17 protein-coding genes and 1 pseudogene are annotated in these 15,716 nt (G+C 68.4%); 7 read left to right on the top strand and 11 right to left on the bottom strand.

Translation table 11 applies throughout. The features are described from left to right. Nucleotides 1-227: pseudogene (locus AC3WXD_RS19360) on the top strand (copper resistance protein CopQ); the annotation flags it as partial. Nucleotides 228-505: 278 nt separating this feature from the next. Beyond that, nucleotides 506-1,072 (top strand): TetR/AcrR family transcriptional regulator, encoded by a 567-nt coding sequence (locus AC3WXD_RS19355; protein ID WP_020206670.1) that lies wholly within the window; start codon nt 506-508, stop codon nt 1,070-1,072. 75 nt (nt 1,073-1,147) lie between these two features. Here AC3WXD_RS19355 and AC3WXD_RS19350 read toward each other — a convergent pair whose 3' ends face one another. Further along, the gene (locus AC3WXD_RS19350) at nt 1,148-2,899 is read right to left on the bottom strand and encodes an MBL fold metallo-hydrolase (protein WP_492324466.1); all 1,752 of its coding nucleotides are present in this window, start codon (nt 2,897-2,899) and stop codon (nt 1,148-1,150) included. Nucleotides 2,900-3,120: 221 nt separating this feature from the next. Next, a complete protein-coding gene (gene fliD, locus AC3WXD_RS19345; protein ID WP_454731547.1) occupies nt 3,121-4,554 on the bottom strand; it encodes a flagellar filament capping protein FliD in 1,434 nt (477 codons plus the stop codon). Between the two features lie 536 nt (nt 4,555-5,090). On the opposite strand from fliD, the gene AC3WXD_RS19340 reads away from it, so the two are divergent. After that, nucleotides 5,091-5,354 carry a hypothetical protein gene (locus tag AC3WXD_RS19340; protein ID WP_059412695.1) on the top strand — a complete coding sequence of 88 codons (264 nt, stop codon included), beginning with the start codon at nt 5,091-5,093 and terminating at the stop codon, nt 5,352-5,354. 115 nt (nt 5,355-5,469) lie between these two features. Here the strand turns inward: AC3WXD_RS19340 and AC3WXD_RS19335 are convergent, their stop codons facing one another. From AC3WXD_RS19335 to AC3WXD_RS19315, 5 genes are all read right to left on the bottom strand, one after another. Continuing rightward, nucleotides 5,470-5,898: a rubredoxin gene (locus AC3WXD_RS19335; RefSeq protein WP_020206674.1), complete on the bottom strand. Its 429-nt coding sequence runs from the start codon at nt 5,896-5,898 to the stop codon at nt 5,470-5,472. Between the two features lie 104 nt (nt 5,899-6,002). Further along, the gene (locus AC3WXD_RS19330) at nt 6,003-6,815 is read right to left on the bottom strand and encodes a dioxygenase family protein (RefSeq protein WP_492324465.1); all 813 of its coding nucleotides are present in this window, start codon (nt 6,813-6,815) and stop codon (nt 6,003-6,005) included. A gap of 160 nt (nt 6,816-6,975) precedes the next feature. Further along, nucleotides 6,976-8,259 (bottom strand): zinc-binding metallopeptidase family protein, encoded by a 1,284-nt coding sequence (locus tag AC3WXD_RS19325; protein ID WP_492324464.1) that lies wholly within the window; start codon nt 8,257-8,259, stop codon nt 6,976-6,978. 137 nt (nt 8,260-8,396) lie between these two features. After that, nucleotides 8,397-8,573 carry a hypothetical protein gene (locus AC3WXD_RS19320; protein ID WP_020206677.1) on the bottom strand — a complete coding sequence of 59 codons (177 nt, stop codon included), beginning with the start codon at nt 8,571-8,573 and terminating at the stop codon, nt 8,397-8,399. 176 nt (nt 8,574-8,749) lie between these two features. Then, nucleotides 8,750-9,034, bottom strand: coding sequence for a DUF1488 family protein (locus tag AC3WXD_RS19315; protein WP_059412698.1), 285 nt, complete (start codon nt 9,032-9,034; stop codon nt 8,750-8,752). Nucleotides 9,035-9,385: 351 nt separating this feature from the next. Here AC3WXD_RS19315 and AC3WXD_RS19310 point away from each other — a divergent pair, with 351 nt between their 5' ends. Then, a complete protein-coding gene (locus tag AC3WXD_RS19310) occupies nt 9,386-10,096 on the top strand; it encodes a LuxR C-terminal-related transcriptional regulator (RefSeq protein WP_492324463.1) in 711 nt (236 codons plus the stop codon). Nucleotides 10,097-10,115: 19 nt separating this feature from the next. Here AC3WXD_RS19310 and AC3WXD_RS19305 read toward each other — a convergent pair whose 3' ends face one another. From AC3WXD_RS19305 to AC3WXD_RS19295, 3 genes are all read right to left on the bottom strand, one after another. Beyond that, entirely contained in the window at nt 10,116-11,183 is a 1,068-nt protein-coding gene (locus tag AC3WXD_RS19305) for an MBL fold metallo-hydrolase (protein WP_492324462.1), read from the bottom strand. Between the two features lie 192 nt (nt 11,184-11,375). Next, the gene (locus AC3WXD_RS19300; protein ID WP_020206681.1) at nt 11,376-11,813 is read right to left on the bottom strand and encodes an SRPBCC family protein; all 438 of its coding nucleotides are present in this window, start codon (nt 11,811-11,813) and stop codon (nt 11,376-11,378) included. Nucleotides 11,814-11,827: 14 nt separating this feature from the next. Then, nucleotides 11,828-12,850, bottom strand: a complete 1,023-nt coding sequence (locus AC3WXD_RS19295; protein WP_492324461.1) for an aldo/keto reductase — start codon at nt 12,848-12,850, stop codon at nt 11,828-11,830. 175 nt (nt 12,851-13,025) lie between these two features. On the opposite strand from AC3WXD_RS19295, the gene AC3WXD_RS19290 reads away from it, so the two are divergent. The 3 genes from AC3WXD_RS19290 to AC3WXD_RS19280 all read left to right on the top strand — a co-directional run bounded on the left by AC3WXD_RS19290 (nt 13,026) and on the right by AC3WXD_RS19280 (nt 15,153). Next, nucleotides 13,026-13,970: a LysR substrate-binding domain-containing protein gene (locus AC3WXD_RS19290; protein ID WP_454731580.1), complete on the top strand. Its 945-nt coding sequence runs from the start codon at nt 13,026-13,028 to the stop codon at nt 13,968-13,970. Nucleotides 13,971-14,057: 87 nt separating this feature from the next. Further along, a complete protein-coding gene (locus AC3WXD_RS19285) occupies nt 14,058-14,738 on the top strand; it encodes a DUF433 domain-containing protein (RefSeq protein ID WP_020206684.1) in 681 nt (226 codons plus the stop codon). Next, the gene (locus tag AC3WXD_RS19280; RefSeq protein WP_029044389.1) at nt 14,728-15,153 is read left to right on the top strand and encodes a DUF5615 family PIN-like protein; all 426 of its coding nucleotides are present in this window, start codon (nt 14,728-14,730) and stop codon (nt 15,151-15,153) included. The genes AC3WXD_RS19285 and AC3WXD_RS19280 overlap by 11 nt, the downstream gene beginning before the upstream one ends. On the opposite strand, the gene AC3WXD_RS19275 is transcribed toward AC3WXD_RS19280, so the two are convergent. Beyond that, entirely contained in the window at nt 15,150-15,572 is a 423-nt protein-coding gene (locus AC3WXD_RS19275) for a Cro/Cl family transcriptional regulator (RefSeq protein WP_492324460.1), read from the bottom strand. The genes AC3WXD_RS19280 and AC3WXD_RS19275 overlap by 4 nt on opposite strands. Nucleotides 15,573-15,716: the final 144 nt, after the last annotated feature.

Below are 15,716 nucleotides of genomic sequence, written 5' to 3'. Positions count from 1 at the left end.
GCAACCGCGATGGCTACACCGACGGCGCCCGCACCGGCAACCGTGATGCGTACACCGATGGCGCCCGCACCGGCAAGTTCGACCCGTACACCGATGGCGCGCTGGTCGCCGGCCTGGACCGCAGCGGCGTGTCGGCAACCCCGGCGCGCAGCGGCAACCGCGACACCTTCACCGACGGCGCCCGCACCGGCAAGTTCGACGTCTTCACCGAAGGCGCCAATGCCTGAGCGCGGCAGCGCGGCATGCAGTACCGGGTGGCCGGCAAGTGCCGGCCACCGCGCCTGATCCGCGACGCGGCAGGCAGATAACACCGAACTGGAGTCGATGATGAATCTACGGGACAGCTTCCTGATCCTGGCCGGCTGGGTAGGGCTTTGCCTGGTCAGCGGCTCATTGATCACGGTGGTCGCGCAAGTGCTGCCCTCGTGAGCGGCGCAGCCTGACTTTTTGCGACCGCACGTGGAATTGCCTTGAGTATCTACCGGCAGATAGATAAGATCACGCCATGAAAACGAAATCCGTCCGCGAACAACTGCTCGAACACACGCTCGTGCTGATCCGCCGCCGCGGTTTCAACGGCTTCAGCTATCGTGACCTTGCCGAGCTGGTCGGGGTGAAGACCTCGAGCATCCATTATTACTTTCCGTCCAAGGACGATCTGGTACTGGAAGCGGTCAAGGAATACAGCGCGCGCATCACCGAGCGGATCCGCAATATCGACGCCAGCCTGCCGCCGCACGTGCAGGCGGAGGCCTACCTGAGCTTTCTGCGCACCGCGGCCTGCGGCGACCAGATCTGCCTGGCCGGCATGCTCTCGACCGAGACCCTGTGCCTGCCCGAGACCGTGCATGCCGAGCTCAAGGCGTTCTACCGCATGAACGAAGACTGGCTCACCGGGCTGATCGAGCGTGCCCAGAAAGAGTACGGCAAGGTCTACCCGGTGTCGCCGAAGGCGCTGGGGCAGGTGATCTACGGCGCGCTGCAGAACGGGCTGGTGGTGGCGCGGCTGTTCTGCGCGCCGGAGCGGCTGGAAGCCGCGGCCGAGCTGCTGATGGCCTCGCTCACCAAATAGGGCAAGCCGGCGCCGGCACGGCACGCGGACAGTCTCTTCTCATCGTGAAAGGCCCCCGAAACCGGGGGCCTTTGCTCATGGGCGCGCCACCATGCGCCACACCCCGCCATCGTCCACCACGGCGCCGTCCACGGCGAGCTTGTGCAGGTGCGCCAGCAGCGAGCGCTGCGCCACCGGCAGCATGCGTTCCGGCACGTCGTCGTACACGCGCAGCAGCAGCACTTCGATCACGCTGTCGCCAAGCTCGCGCAGCGCGTTGAGCACCTTGGCCTCGCGCTGCAGGCGGTGGCGGATCAGCGTGCGGATCGCATCGGCCGGCCTGGCCATCAGGAAGCCGTGGCCCGGCGCCAGCCATTCCAGGTCTTCGTGCTGGAGCGCCGCCAGCGATGCCAGGTAGGCGTGCATGTCGCCGTCGGGCGGGTTGATGACGACCGTGGAGCCCTGCATCACGTGGTCGCCGGTAAACAGCGTCTTTTCTTCTTCGAGCAGGAAACACAGGTGGTTGGAGGCATGCCCCGGCGTGTGCACCACGCGCAGGGTGCAGCCGTTGCCCAGCGCCAGCCGTTCGCCGTGCTCGAGAATGCGGTCCGGCTGGAAGGTCTGGTCCTGGCGCGGCGTGGCCGGCGCCGGGCGGCCCAGCACCGGCGCGCCGGTGGCGGCCTTGAGCCGGGGCGTGGCCGGCGAGTGGTCGAGATGGGTGTGGGTGGCCAGGATCCAGCGCACCGGGCCGGGCGCCGCGGCCAGCACGGCGGCGAGATGGGCGTCGTCGTCGGGGCCGGGATCGATCACGGCCCACTGGTTTTCGTCGGGGTCGCCGACGAAATACGTGTTGGTGCCCGGCCCGGTCATCACGTTGCCGTTGCCGGCGGTCACGCGCCACACGCGCGCCGACAGGCGCACGGCCTGCCCGGTGGCGAGCTCGTAGCGGGCATGGCCTTCGCCGTGCGGGTCGATCCGCTCGATCTCGGCATAGGCCGGCTCGCTCGGCAGCACCGGCCGCAGGCCGCCGCCGCCCTGGGCCAGGCGCGGCATGATGCGCGCGATGCCGCGCAGCTGCGCGGCGTGGTCGAAACAGGCCTGCGCGCTCTCGAAGCGGGCGATCGAGGCGAGCGTGCGGCGCGTCACCGGCACCATCTTGTAGCCGCTGGCAGCATCGAGCGCGTCGGCCGGGCGCACCCAGACATGGGCCATCGCCTCTTCGCCGTCGTGCACGGCGGTCTGCCCGGCCGGCGCGAGGGCCACGAAGAAGCGCGTGTCGAAGCGCTTGGGCAGGCCCGGCGGCGTGAGCCAGTGGCTGTGGTAGGCCAGGCGGTCCACCGCCAGCCGCACGGCCAGGCGCTCGCAGATCTGCGCCATGCCCGGGCCGCCGCCGCGCGCGGGCTGGCGCAGCCAGCCATGCTGCCGCGCATCGCGCGCCTGCAGCGCGTCGAGCGGGGCGAGCGCGCCGTCGGCGCCGGCCGCGAACAGCAGGCCGGCTTCCTCGAAGCATTCGCGCACCGCCGCCAGATAGTAGTCGAGGCCGCCGTCGGGCACGCCCAGGCGCTGGCTCGCCGCGCTGTCGTCGAGCCCCGCGCACCATGCGTGCAGCGCCTTGTCCTGCGGGTCCAGCGTGCCGCCCGGAAAGACGAAGGCGCCGCTGCTGCGGTCGTCGTTGCGCTCGGCGCGGCGCACCATCAGGACTTCCATGCCGGCGGCGCCGTCGCGCACGACCAGGATGCTGGCGGCGTGGCGCAGGGAAGACGCGCGCGCGGGCTGGGACTGGGACTGGGACTGCGATTGGGGCTGGGAGGCGGAATGCGTGCTGCCGCTCTTTTGTGGCTCGCTCATGGCTGGCGGTGTCTCGTTGTGCTGGCGGGTGGCGGGGGACGTGAAAGCCCCGGGGAAGGCCCATAGTGTAGCGGCATCGCCCGGTTATGCCAGCGGGCGGCAGCGAGGCGCGAAGCGCGCGGCGGGGGAGTGCTGCCGCCGCCTCCGGACGGGGGCGGCAGCGGCACTTGCCGCGGTCTGGCGGGATCGATGAGACCCTGCCTGCGGCCTTGCTTGCAGCCTTACTTGCTGTTGCTGCTGCTGTTGTTCATCGCGGCGAACTGCTGCGTGAGGTAGGTGCTGGTCGAGTTCAGCTTGGACACGATCAGGTCGAGCTGCTGGAACTGCGTGCGGTAGCGGGCCATGGTGGCGTCGATGGCGGCCTGGGCCTTCGTGTACGTCTTCTCCAGGTTCTTCATGTTGGCCTGCACGCCCTCGGAGGCCGTGGTCAGCGTGCCCTTGGGGTCGTTGAACGACTTGGCCAGTGCCGACAGCTGGTTGCCGTAGCCGGACTTGCCGTCCGTGCCGCTGAACAGCTGCGCCACGCCGGTGCGGTTGGCGGTCAGGGCCTTGTTCAGCTTGACCGTGTCCAGCGCCATGCTGCCGTCGGACTTGAACGTGATGCCGACCTGCGTGAGGTTGACCAGGCTGTTGTCGCCGGCGGCGTCCTGCGGCTTGTTGAACACCGAGGCGAGCTGGTTCTGGATCGAGCGCAGCGCGCCGTCGCCGAGCAGGATGCCCGCGCTCTTGGTGTTCTTGTCGAAGCTCGCCAGCTTGGCCGCGGTGCTTTGCAGGGTGTTGTAGGCGGTGACGAAACTCTGCACGGCCGAGGCCATCGACCCGGTGTCGGTGGAGGCGATGACGGTGCTGTCGCCGGTCTTGAGCAGGTTCAGCGTGAGGCCCGGCACCGCTTCCTGCACGGTGTTGGACGCGCTCGTGATGGCCAGCCCGTTGACGGTCAGCTTGGCGTCGACCGCCTTGATGTTCTCCGTCATCGACTTGGTGCCGGCCGGGTCGTAGGTCATCAGGTCGGCGATCATGCTGGGGTCGCCCACGCCGTTGCTCGCGACCGAGACGCGCATGCTGGACTTGGCGCCGGTGGTGTTGGAGGTCAGCACGATGTGGTATGGCGTGCTGCCGCCGTCATTGACGATGCTCGCGGTGACGCCCGAGTTCGATGCGTTGACCGCGTCGCGGATGCCTTCGAGCGTGTTGTTGGTGCCGTTGATGTTGATCTCGGCCGCCTTGGCGCTGCCGGGCGTGAAAACGCCGGCTTCGGTGATGCCGAATTCGATCTTGATCTTGGCGCTGCCCAGCGGCATGCCCTTGCTGTCGACCACGCCCTTGGACACCAGCGTCTGCGAGGTGGCCAGCTGCGACACGTTGACCGCGTAGTTGCCGGCCGTGGCGGTCTTGTCGCCCGACACGGTCAGCACGTCCTTGTTGCTCGACGACGTGGTCGTGCTGCTGTACAGGCTTGCCTTGCCGAGCGCGGCGGCGGCGGCCTGGAACGAGGACAGCGCGCCTTGCAGCAGCCCGTAGGCGGACAGCTTGTTGGTGTGGACGGTTTGCTGGTTGACGAGCGGATCGAGCTTCTTCTTTTCCGCTTCTTCCAGATTGGTTAGCAGAGTGCCCAGATCAAGTTTCGATCCGACACCTATCGAGGAAATTGCCATATTTCAGCCTCTGATAATGCGTTGGAGGGAAAATCAGCCGCACCGCCCTGGCGGTCCGGATATTCAGGAGGCCCCGGCGCGCGCAGATGGAATGGCTGGCACGCGGGGTGTTTCCCGGGCGAACAGATGATGACGCCCCGCAAGGCAGGCGCCGTATTGCGACGGGTGCCGGCGCCAGGCAGGTGATCCGGTGCCGGCCGCTGGCGGTCGCTCGCCCTTGATGCGGTCGGGTCGAGGATGACGCAGGCGCGCATCGATCCTGTCCGCGACCTGCCGGAAGAGCGCTCGACACGGTGGCGGTTGACCGGGGGGAAAGCCGCTGCCGTGTGCTTAACTCTTCACGCTCAAGATCGTAAAGGCACGCGGCCCGGGCCAATCGCCGGAACAAGGGCGGAAAAACCGGCTTGCTCGCGCTCAAAAAAGGGCGCCGGCGGCCGGCCCCCGGGGAAAACCGGGCAGCAAATGTCTGCTTTGTCCTCTAACATGCAGTCAAAAGCGCATGCCCGCTCCAGCCGGACCATCCAGGGAGAAGACAAATGAACCGCAAAGGCCTGCTCGACGCAGCCGAAGTGCTGGAAGCCCTCGCGGCCGGGGCGCAGCCGGACGGCAAGCGGCTGGCCGCGGGCGCCAGCGCGCTGGGCGCCATCCATGCGGACCACCCCTCGTGGCGCGACATGACCGACGCGGCCTTTGCGCTGGAAGCGCTGGCGGCCGGCAGCGCGCTGGGGCTGGACCAGAAAGGGCGCGCCCGCGCCGCGCGGCTGGCGGAAGTGGTGCGCAGCCTGGTCGATCCGCTCTAGGCACTACAAGCGCTACAAGCACCATAAGCACCATAAGCACCACAAATGCCGCAATCACCATAGACGCGACAGGGCGGCGATCCGGCGGACCGCCGCCGGCAAGGCAGGCCGCGCGTCAGAACGCGACCATCGCGAAGTCTTCCTTGCCCACGTCGCACAGCGGGCAACGCCAGTCGTCGGGGATGTCTTCCCAGCGCGTGCCGGGCGGGATGCCTTCCTCGGGCAGGCCGGCCGCCTCGTCGTAGACCCAGCCGCAGATGATGCAAACCCATTGCCGGAACTCGTCAGCGGGCGCGGCGGGCGGCGGCGCTTCGCTGGCGCCGGACGGCGCGGATGGCGGCGCGGTTGCCGCGCCGGGCTCGTCGAGACTGAATATCGCGGGCGCGTCCGTGCCTTGCCCGTGGTGGGCGAGCTTGTCCTGCAGCACGGCCAGCAGTTGCCGCGCTTCCTCCGTGGTCAGGTCGATCCAGTACGGATCGCCGGCGCCGTCGTTGAGGCGCGCGGGGGAAAACTGCAGTTCGATTGCGGTGCCTTTCTTGTACATGCCTGTGGAATGAATGCTGGAATCCGCGCGGCGCCGCCGGGCGGCGCGCGCGTGGATAGGGGTGTCGGGGCGATGCGGCCGGAAGCCGGCGGCGATATTGTCGTTCAGTTCCGCCCGGCTCGCAGCGAGCCGAACACATACGACTCCATCGACAGCATGCCGTAGACAATGCCGCCGTCGATGACCTGGACCGGATCGCCGGCCGTGGCCGCGCCGAGGGCCACCAGCAGCGGCAGGAAGTGCTCTTCGGTTGGATGGGCGCGGGCAGCGTCCGGCGCCTGGCGGCGGTAGTCGAGCAGCGGCGTCATGTCGCCGTCCTGCATGGCCTTGCGCACGGCTTCGCGCACCCAGCCGGTGAACCTGGCCACGTAGGGCGCATCGCCGCCATCGCCGCGGAATTCGTGGAGGTTGTGCGTCAGGCTGCCCGAACCCACGATCAGCACGCCTTGCGCGCGCAGCGGCGCCAGCGCGCGGCCGAGCGCGAGTGCGCCGGCGGGGTCCAGCGGCTGCGGCAGCGACACCTGGAATGCCGGCACGCCGGCGTCCGGGTACAGGTGCAGCAGCGGCACCCACGCGCCGTGGTCCAGGCCGCGCTGCGCGTCGGTCCGCGCCGCAAAGCCGGCTTCGGCCAGCAACGCCGCGGCGCGCCGGGCCAGTTCGGGATGGCCCGGGGCCGGGTATTGCAGCGCGTACAGGGCGGGCGGGAAGCCGCCGAAATCATGGATGGTCTCGGGATATTCCGCGGTGCCCACGCCGGCGCCGCCGCGCGTCATCCAGTGGGGCGACACCACCAGCACCGCCGCCGGCGGCGGCAGCGCGCGGCCGAGCGCGGTGAGTTGCGGGCCGGCCAGGCCGGGTTCGACGGCAAAGGTGGGCGCGCCGTGCGATATGAACAGAGCGGGGAGGGGGGCTGACACGAGGTTTCTCCGGTACGCCGGCGCCGCTGTGCTTTGCGCATCTGGCGGCGGGGTCGACGGCGGAGTTTATTGCCTGCGGACGAGGCGATAAACCCGGATTGGCGCGACATATAGTCTCGCCAGTCGGGACAATCGAGGGAAATGGAGAGGGTGCGAGAGGTCAGGATGGAGTGGCCGAGCCACCGCCCGCGGCCGTGCCGGCAGCGGGCTGCGCAGCCGGCATTTCCGCCGCCGCGGGCGTTTGAGGCGTTTCCACCATTTCAGCCGGTTCCGTCGCTTCCGTCGCTTCCGTCGCTTCCGTCGCTTCCGTCGCTTCCGTCGCTTCCGTCGCTTCCGTCGCTTCCACGGTTTCCACCGGCTCCGGCGAAACCGGCGCCTCCACGATTTTCGGCTGCGGCCCGGCCGCCACCACCTCGTGCACGAAACGCAGCTTCTCCACCACCTTGGGCGACAGCGCGAACGGATAGCCGTCCGCGAGGCCCAGGCTGCGGTTCAGGCTGTTGAGCACATAGGTCAGCGGATACCAGCGGTGCATCAGGCTGTCGAAGCTCGACACTTCCACCGGCGTCTGGTCGGTCAGCACCGGCTCGCCCGCGGTGCTCGGCTTGAGCGCCAGCCCGCACGCGGCGGCGGTGTCCACGGTATCGACGATGTGCAGGTAGTGCGCCCAGGTCTCGGCCCAGTCTTCCCACGGATGCATGGTCGCGTAGGCGCTCACGTAGGCCTGCTCCCAGCCCTGCGCCGCGCCCTGTTCGTAGTGCGCCGCCAGCGCCTCGGCGTAGTCGGCCCGCTCGTCGCCGAACAGCGCGCGGAACGGTTCGGTCCAGCGCGTGCCGGCCACCAACTGGTCGAAATAATAATGGCCGAGCTCGTGCCGGAAATGGCCCAGCAGCGTGCGGTAGGGCTCGCTCATCTCCGAGCGCGTCTTTTCCCGGTGCGCATCGTCGGCCTCGGCGATGTTCATGGTGATCAGGCCGTTGTCGTGGCCGGTCATCACGCGCTCCTCGCCGACGTCCTCGAGGAAATCGAACTGCAGGCCGCCCTCGGCGTCCACCTCGCGCGAGACCACCGGCAAGTCCAGCGCCGCCAGCGTATAGAGCGCCCGCCGCTTGGCGGTCTCCAGCCGCCACCAGTAGAGGCGGTTGTTCGGCGTGGCCAGGAACGGCGTGGTGCGGGTCAGCTCGCAGGACGCGCACAGCGTGTCGCCGGCGTCCGCCGGGATCATCCAGTTGCAGACGTCCTGCACCGCGTAGTTGTGGCATTGCCGGTGGAGCGCGCCGGCGGCCTCGTCGTTCAGGCAGCGCCATACGCCGTCGCCGGCGGGCTCGAAGGCGCAGATCTGCGAGAGTTCGGGAACATAGCCGAGCAGGGCGCTGCAGCGCTCGCACGAGACGTTCTCGAAGAACACGAGGTTGCCGCATTTTCCGCAGTGGAATGTCTTCATGGCTCGCCTGTGGTTTTGCGCGCGCGCCCGTCCGCGCCGCCCGTGCCATTTTCACATCTGCAGCGCGGATTTACACCGCAGGTAACAACTGCACGCACGGCGGCGGGCGGCGCCCACGCCGCGCGGCGGCGGGCGCGCTACTGCTGCGGGCAGTGGCGCGCGCCCTGGCCGAGCCGGTCCGCCGGCTGGCCGTTCTGCGGGTCGCGCTCGCCCGGCTGGCTGGTCTTGCGGCCTTCGCCGGGCTGCTCGGCGTAACCGCGTTGGCTCGGGCTGGGCCGCCCGCTTGTCTCCGTCCGCCTGCGCAGATCGTTCATGGCGCGTCTCTCCATGCTTGAAAGGGGTCTACCGTGGCTCGCCCGGCAACGGTGCATGCGGCACCGGGCTGCATCAAAGCTGGCAAGTTCCGTGCCGGCGGATGGCCGCCTTGCCAGCGCGGTTCCGGCTCCGCCCTTGCAGCCAATGCAGATACCGGGGAATGCCCCGGTCCGCGCTACACCGCAAAACGAAAATGACCGCTATGCAGCACGATGTTGTGGGCCGCCGTCATCTCGAACAATTGCCGGGCCACGCTTTCGATGTCGTCGCGGTGGCCTTCGAAGGCCTGTATCAGGTCGCCCTCGCGGTGCGAGCGCGCGCCGAAGTGGTCTTCGAGCGCCTCGGCGGTGATCGCGTAGCGGGCCGGCGCGCCGTCCACGCAGGCGGGACAGGCGAGGCAGAGTTCGGCCGAGCAGTAGGAAGGGGTGGCCTTGGGAAAGCGGACCTGCTTGACGGACATGGGTGATCCCCGGAGCAAGAAAGCGAAGAAAACGGCAAGGACGGCGGCAACGACGCGGCGCTCTGCCGCGCCGGCCTGCTGCCAGTCTAGGCAGGGCGACGGTGGCCGCAAGGCGAATCGCGCGGTTGGCTGACGGGCATCAAGGAAGGGGAGTTTCCGGGCCGCGCCGCCATCGCACGCTGCCCGGCGGACACCTTTGACTTGCACCGGCCCCGGTATAAGCTTGCCCTGTCGATATGCCGCCCGCCGCACGCGCGGCATGCGCGTGCCGGCTGTCGTTCCCGCCTCATCGCGCTTGTGATCGTGCGTGATCATGCTTGTGATCGCGTTCGTGCCCGCGCCGGAGCAGAAATGACCAACGAGGCATTGCCGGGACTGATTGGCGACATCTACGACGCGGCCGCGGCGCAAGACCGCTGGCCCGCCGCCGACCGGCAGCGCGCGCTGGCGGGGCTCGCCGCGCTCGAATCGATGCCGCTGGCCGTGGTGGTGGTGGACGACGCCATGCGCGTGGTGTTCGCCAACGAAGCGGCCGGCGCGCTGGCGCGGCGGCCGCAGGCCAGCCTGCGCATGGCGGCGGCCGGCCCCGCTGCCGGCGGGCAGCCGGTGCGGCTGGTCCTGCGCGACGCGCGCGAGGACGCCCGCCTGGCCGCGCTGGCGGCCACCGCCGCGCACGGCGGAGCGGGCGGACGGCTGCGCCTGGGAGTCCGGGGCGAGGCCACCGCGCCGGTCGAACTGCTGGTGACACCGGTGCCGTGGCGGCGCCTGCCGGGCGCCGCGGATGACGGAGGCGGCGCGGCGGCCGGCATGGCCGTGGTCATGCTGCGCGACCTCGCGGATGCCGCCGCGCGCCGCCAGAGCGCGCTGACCGAATTGTTCGGGCTGACCCGGGTCGAGGCCGCCGTGGCCGCGGCGCTGGCGGGCGGGGCCACGGCCGCGCAGGTGGCGCGCAGCCGCAACGTCTCGCCCGACACCGTGCGCACGCAGATCCGCAGCATCCTGCGCAAGATGGGCGCGAGCAACCTGCGGCAGTTCGAGTCGATCGCCGGGATGCTGATCTAGCGCGGGGTGGAAAAATCCGTCAGCGCGGAAAGCGCAGCAGTCCTTCCCCTTCCGCCGGCACCGGCACGCCGAGCTCCTTCATCTTGTTCAGCAACTGCATGACCGGCAGGATCGGGTTGGCTTCCGCCGACATCGGCGCGCCTTCCATCTCGGGCGCGGCGCGCAGCTTCGCCATCAGGTCGGGAACCCGGATGCCGCCGGGGTGCTCGCGCAGGATGCGCGTGATCGCAGCATCGAAGGCGAGGGCGCTGCCTACCAGGCGCTCGAGGTAGGCCGTGGCCTGCTCGCGCGGGTAGAACTCGAACGAATGCCCGTCCGTGAGCGAGTGGATCGCGCCCTCCCTGAGCGCCTGCGCGGTGCGCTCGAGCGTGAGCAGGTTGGTTTCCGGGCTGCCGCCGCTGAACGCCTGGTAATAGCTGGTGGTCTCGTCGGCAAGATGGAGATGGCCGATGGCCGGCAGCAGCACGGCCACGTGGCCGACCGTGTGGCCCTGGGTCTTCAGCGCCACGACCTCGCCGCCGAACAGCCGCCAGCCATTCCACAACGTGCTGCCGATGCGGATCTCCTCGGACGGCAGCGATTCCAGCAGCGTCAGCGAGCGGGTCTCGACATCGAGCGTGCCGAACTGCCCGATGGCGCTCTCCGCCAGCACCCGGCCCGCCGGCATGCCCGGCACGAACGGCCGGGCCTCGTCGAACATCGGCACGAAGGTGTTGATCTGGTCGCGCATCATCGCCAGGTCGCGCACGGACATATAGGCTTCGGCGGGCACGCCCAGCGTGTCGATCCAGCCGTTGTTGCCGGTGTGGTCGCAATGCCCGTGCGTGGAGATCAGCGTGACCCGGTCATAGGGCTGGAGCCGGCGGGCGGCTTCGTCCAGATAGGCGCGAAAGCCCGCGGTCGCGCCCACGTCGATCACCACCAGCCGCGTGCCGGACTTGTACATGACCGCGTTGGCGACGGAAGAGATGCCGGCTTCGAGGTTGCGCATGCGCCCGACGATCAGCAGCGCGCCGGACGCGATCTCCACCAGTTCTCCGTAGGAGCGCGAGCCGCCGGTGGCGGCCGGGTTGATGACGTTGCACATTGTCGTATCGGGGAGAAGGCACTTGCGGTTCGGTACGCCCTGGGCGGGACCCGCCGCCCGCCAGCGGCCCGTCGCGGGCGGCCGGCGTGGGGGATGCGGCTGTTCCATTATTGCCGTGGGCGGCCCGGCGCGGCATCACCAGAACTGGTGATGGCCGGACATCGAGAGGCGGAAGAGGGCGCCCGCCCGCCGTCAGGACGCCGCGCCTGGCCCGCCGCCGGCGAACGCGGCGGCCAGCGCCTGCAGGCCGTCGCGGTAGATGCCCTCGAACAGGCGCTCGGCCTCGGCGTCGCCGACGCCGGCCGGCGTGAACTCGCCGGACCAGTCGACGCGCGCGCCTTGCCCGTCACCGGCCGGCCGCACCTGCAGCGTGGAGCGGTAGCCCGTCACCGGGAACGGCGCTTCGAGGATCGCGTAACTGTAGCTGCGGTTCGCCTCGTCGAATGCCAGCAGGCGCTCGACGATGACGTCGCCGCCGGGGGTGGCGAGGCGGCGCACGCGGCCGCCTTCGGATAGCTCGCTGCTCGGGATGTAGGGCAGCCAGTCGGGCAGCGCGTTGAAGCCGCCGATCAGTTGCCAGACCCGCTCGGGCGAAGCCGGGATCGTGATGGTTGCGGAAGCGCTTGCCATGTCGGGCTCCCGGCTCAGGCGTGATCGCCGGGCAGCGGCGCGTCGGCGGCCACCAGCTTCTGCTCGCGCATCTCGCGCCAGAACTCCGCCGGGATGGTCTCCGCCAGCGCCGCCATGTCCTCGGCGATGCGCTCGGGTCGGCTCGCGCCGGGGATCACCGCCGCGACGGCGGGGTTGGCCAGCGAGAACTGCAGCGCGGCGGCCTTGATGCCGACGCCGTGGCGCCGCGCGACCGCCTTGATGCGCTCGACCCTGGCGACGATTTCCGCGGGCGCCTTCTGATACTCGAAATGCGCGCCGCCGGCCAGGATGCCCGAACTGTACGGGCCGCCGACCACGATCTCGGCCCGGCGCGCGGCCGCCGCCGGCATCAGGCGCTGCAGCGCGCGCGCATGATCCAGCAGCGTGTAGCGGCCGGCCAGCAGGAAGCCGTCGGGCTGCGCCTCGGCCAGGTCCAGCGTCAGCTCGATCGGCTCGACGCGGTTCACGCCCAGGCCCCAGGCCTTGATCACGCCTTCCTCGCGCAGGCGGGTCAGCACGCGGAACGCGCCGGTGCGCGCGCTCTCGAATCTGGCGAGCCATTCGTCGCCGTAGAAATCCTGGGCGATGTCGTGCACCCAGACGATGTCGAGGCGGTCCGTGCCCAGGCGCCGGAGGCTGTCCTCGATCGAGCGCAGCGTGGCGTCGGCCGAATAATCGTTGACCATCTTGTTGGGCCGGCCGGTGGCGAACAGGCCGCCTTTCTCGCCGAGATCGCGGGTGCTGGCGTCTTCCACCTCGTCCAGGATCAGGCGGCCGACCTTGGTGCTGAGCACGTAGTCGTCGCGGTTGCGCCGGGCCAGCGCGCGGCCCAGGCGGATCTCCGACAGGCCGGCACCGTAGAACGGCGCGGTGTCGAAATAGCGGATGCCGTGGTCCCAGGCCGCGTCGACGGTGGCGGCGGCCTCGGCCTCGGGGATGTCGCGGAACATGTTGCCCAGCGGCGCGGTGCCAAAGCCGAGGAGGGTGCCGGCAGGCAGTTTGTCTTTGATGCTCATGACTTGCTCCAGTGAAGTCCGGTGAAGGAGGGACTTGGGTGAGGCAAGTCTAGGGTTGCAAGTTAAGTCTGTCCAAGACAGAATATGGCTAACTTGAGTCCCATAAGGTCTTATTGGTCTGACAGGTCTTATAGGTCTGATTGGGACCGATGACCGGATCCGAAGAGAGCCCGACATGCTAGACATCCGCCAGCTTCACTATTTCGTTGCCGTCGCCGAGGACGAGCACGTCGGCCGGGCCGCCGAGCGGCTGCACATTTCGCAGTCGCCGCTAAGCCGGCAGATCGCCCAGCTCGAGGAAAAACTCGGCCTGACGCTGTTCGAGCGCTCCCAGCAGCGCATCCGCCTGACCACCGACGGACGCACGTTCCTGGCCGAGACGCGCGCCTTCCTGACCCATGCCAACCGCCTCGAATCGCTCGCGCGCCGGCTCGGCAAGGGCGACGAAGGCGGCCTGTGCATCGGCTACCTGGAATACGCGATGCACTCCGGCGTGCTGCCCAATGCCCTGCGCGACCTGCGCGGCAAACGCCCGGCGGTGCATATCGCGCTGTACAACCAGCAGTCCGAGGCGCAGCTCGAAGGCCTGCGGCAGCGCAGCCTCGACATCGCCCTGGTCTGCGAGCCGCCGCCGGCCGACGACCCCGACCTCGACGCCGCCCAGGTGCTCAACGACCCCATGCTGCTGGCGCTGCCCGAAGGCCATCCGCTGGCCGCCACGGAACGCCTCACGCCCGACGACCTCGCCGCGCAGAAGTGGATCGGCGTGATGCACAAGGAAAGCGCGCTGCGGCACGACACCTTCGTCGCCGCCTGCGCGCGCGCCGGCTTCACGCCCGACATCACGATGGAAGCCACCGAACCGCTAGCCGCCCTCGGCCTGGTCGCCGCCGGCCTCGGCATGACCATGATCCAGCAAAGCCTGCGCCACCAGGCGCCCGCCGGCGTGGTGCTGCGCGAACTGTCGTGGTTCAGCTACCGCACGCCGCTGTGGGCCGCGTGGCACAGGATCAACCTGCGGCCGCTGGTGGAGAGTTTCCGGAGGACGTTGCTGGGGAGTGGCGGGGTGAGCGAGGCGGTGATGGCCGTGAGGGAAGGGCGGCAGACTGCTGCGGTTTGAGGCATGGAACGAGCCCTGTCGACTTGAGATAAACTATTCCCGCCTCAGGGAATGATTTCTTGTTGCGGGAAATGAAAGGAGCACCTCATGCTGACCGCTGGCAAGTCCGTGTCCGCCGCGCATGTCGCGTTCATGGCCGACGTAACCGACACCGATATCAATCGGCTGGTTGATACCGATGTACTACCGCGAGCCTTGTTTCTTCGGGATCATGGCCGACGCTTCGCGCCACTGACCGCCGCCTTTGCCTCCTTCTATTTTCAAACGCAGGATGAACTCACTCGTTCGGCTCGCCGACAAGTGATCTGGGACCTGACCGCGCGCCTGGAACGCCGCCCCGATTTCGATGCGTTTCTGGCCCTGAATACAACGGTGCTCCACGCCGACTTCGACTGGTCGATACATCACGACTTCCTGACGGTGACACTGGACCGATGCGTTGAAACGGCACTGAACCGGGCCAGCCGGGTCCAGGAAGCGGAAAAGAGCATCGTCGAAGATCCCGAGATTCTGAGCGGTACGCCATGTTTTGCCGGTACGCGATTGCCGGTGGCCCATATCGTGGCAGCGACCGAAGCCGGCGCAACCATAGCGGAACTGCAGGAAGCCTATCCGTTCCTGAACGAGCGCTTGATCGACGACGCGCGTGTCTATGTCCAGGCCCATCCCCGGCCGGGACGCCCGCGCCGCATTACGGACATCGATACCGGTGCGGCTCTCGTGTCGCACAAAGTTGTCCGCCGCGGACAGAACCGGCGTGACCTTTAAATTCCTCATAGACGAGTGCCTTTGGCCAGGACTCGCGCAAATCGCTCGCGAATCGGGGTATCCGGAATCGACGTGCGTGAGGGATCGAGGCTGGTCGGGCGCGAAAGATCATCAGTTGATCCGCCATGCGGTGGCTGCGGACTTCACGCTCGTCACCCACAATGCGGTGGACTTTCGCGGCCCGGCCGGAGGGCCACGGACAGGCCTTCACGCCAGGGAACCCATCCATGCGGGCCTGGTTTGCCTGGTGTCTCCGTTCCCGATGACCACGGATCGCCAGCGCGAGCTGTTCAGATATGCGATTCAGGAACTTGAAACCATGCCTGATCTCATCAACCATGCGTTGGAGGTCATCGAAGACGAGAGCGGGGACGTCGCGATTGCGGTGTATCGGATTCCGGATGGGGATATCTAGGTCCATCTTGGTTTGGTCTCTTCATGATTTGACATAATCATCAGTCCTTCAGCGCGCTGGTGCAATGCCGGTGCAGCTTGAGCAGGGGCGGGCGTCACAAAATTTGTGACAAAGGCGACCAGCAGGGCGAGGGTGGCCGGCGTCGCGCTACCCGCCATCCTCTTCGAAAAAACTTCCCACAGCGACCGCTGGCCGGCGCGTTCGGCTCGGTCCATGTCGGCAGCCATGATGATCGGCAGTGGATTGTCAATTTCCAGCGATTGCGCGACCTTCAGGCAGACCTCGTTGTTCATGAAGTTGCGACCGGTCCGGTAGTGGCTGATCGCGCTTTTCACTAGGCCCAGGTGTTGGGCTAGTTCTGCGTCGTTCTTCAAGCCGTGGCGTTCGACCACGGCGTCTAGATATTTTGTGCTTCGCATGCCTACCCCTCGAAAGTAGTACTTGACGCGGTTACGGCCATAACTTAGGTTACGGTCATAACCGGTTACGGATATAACCGTAACCGAAGCATAGCGGGTAAACCGAGAGGGGTAAACGAATGGGCCAAGCCGGGCTGTTTCTGG

This window comes from Cupriavidus sp. FW216-B1 (assembly GCF_058789195.1).
Note: the sequence above shows the minus strand (reverse complement) of the source record. Positions and strands in the feature narration are given on the sequence as shown.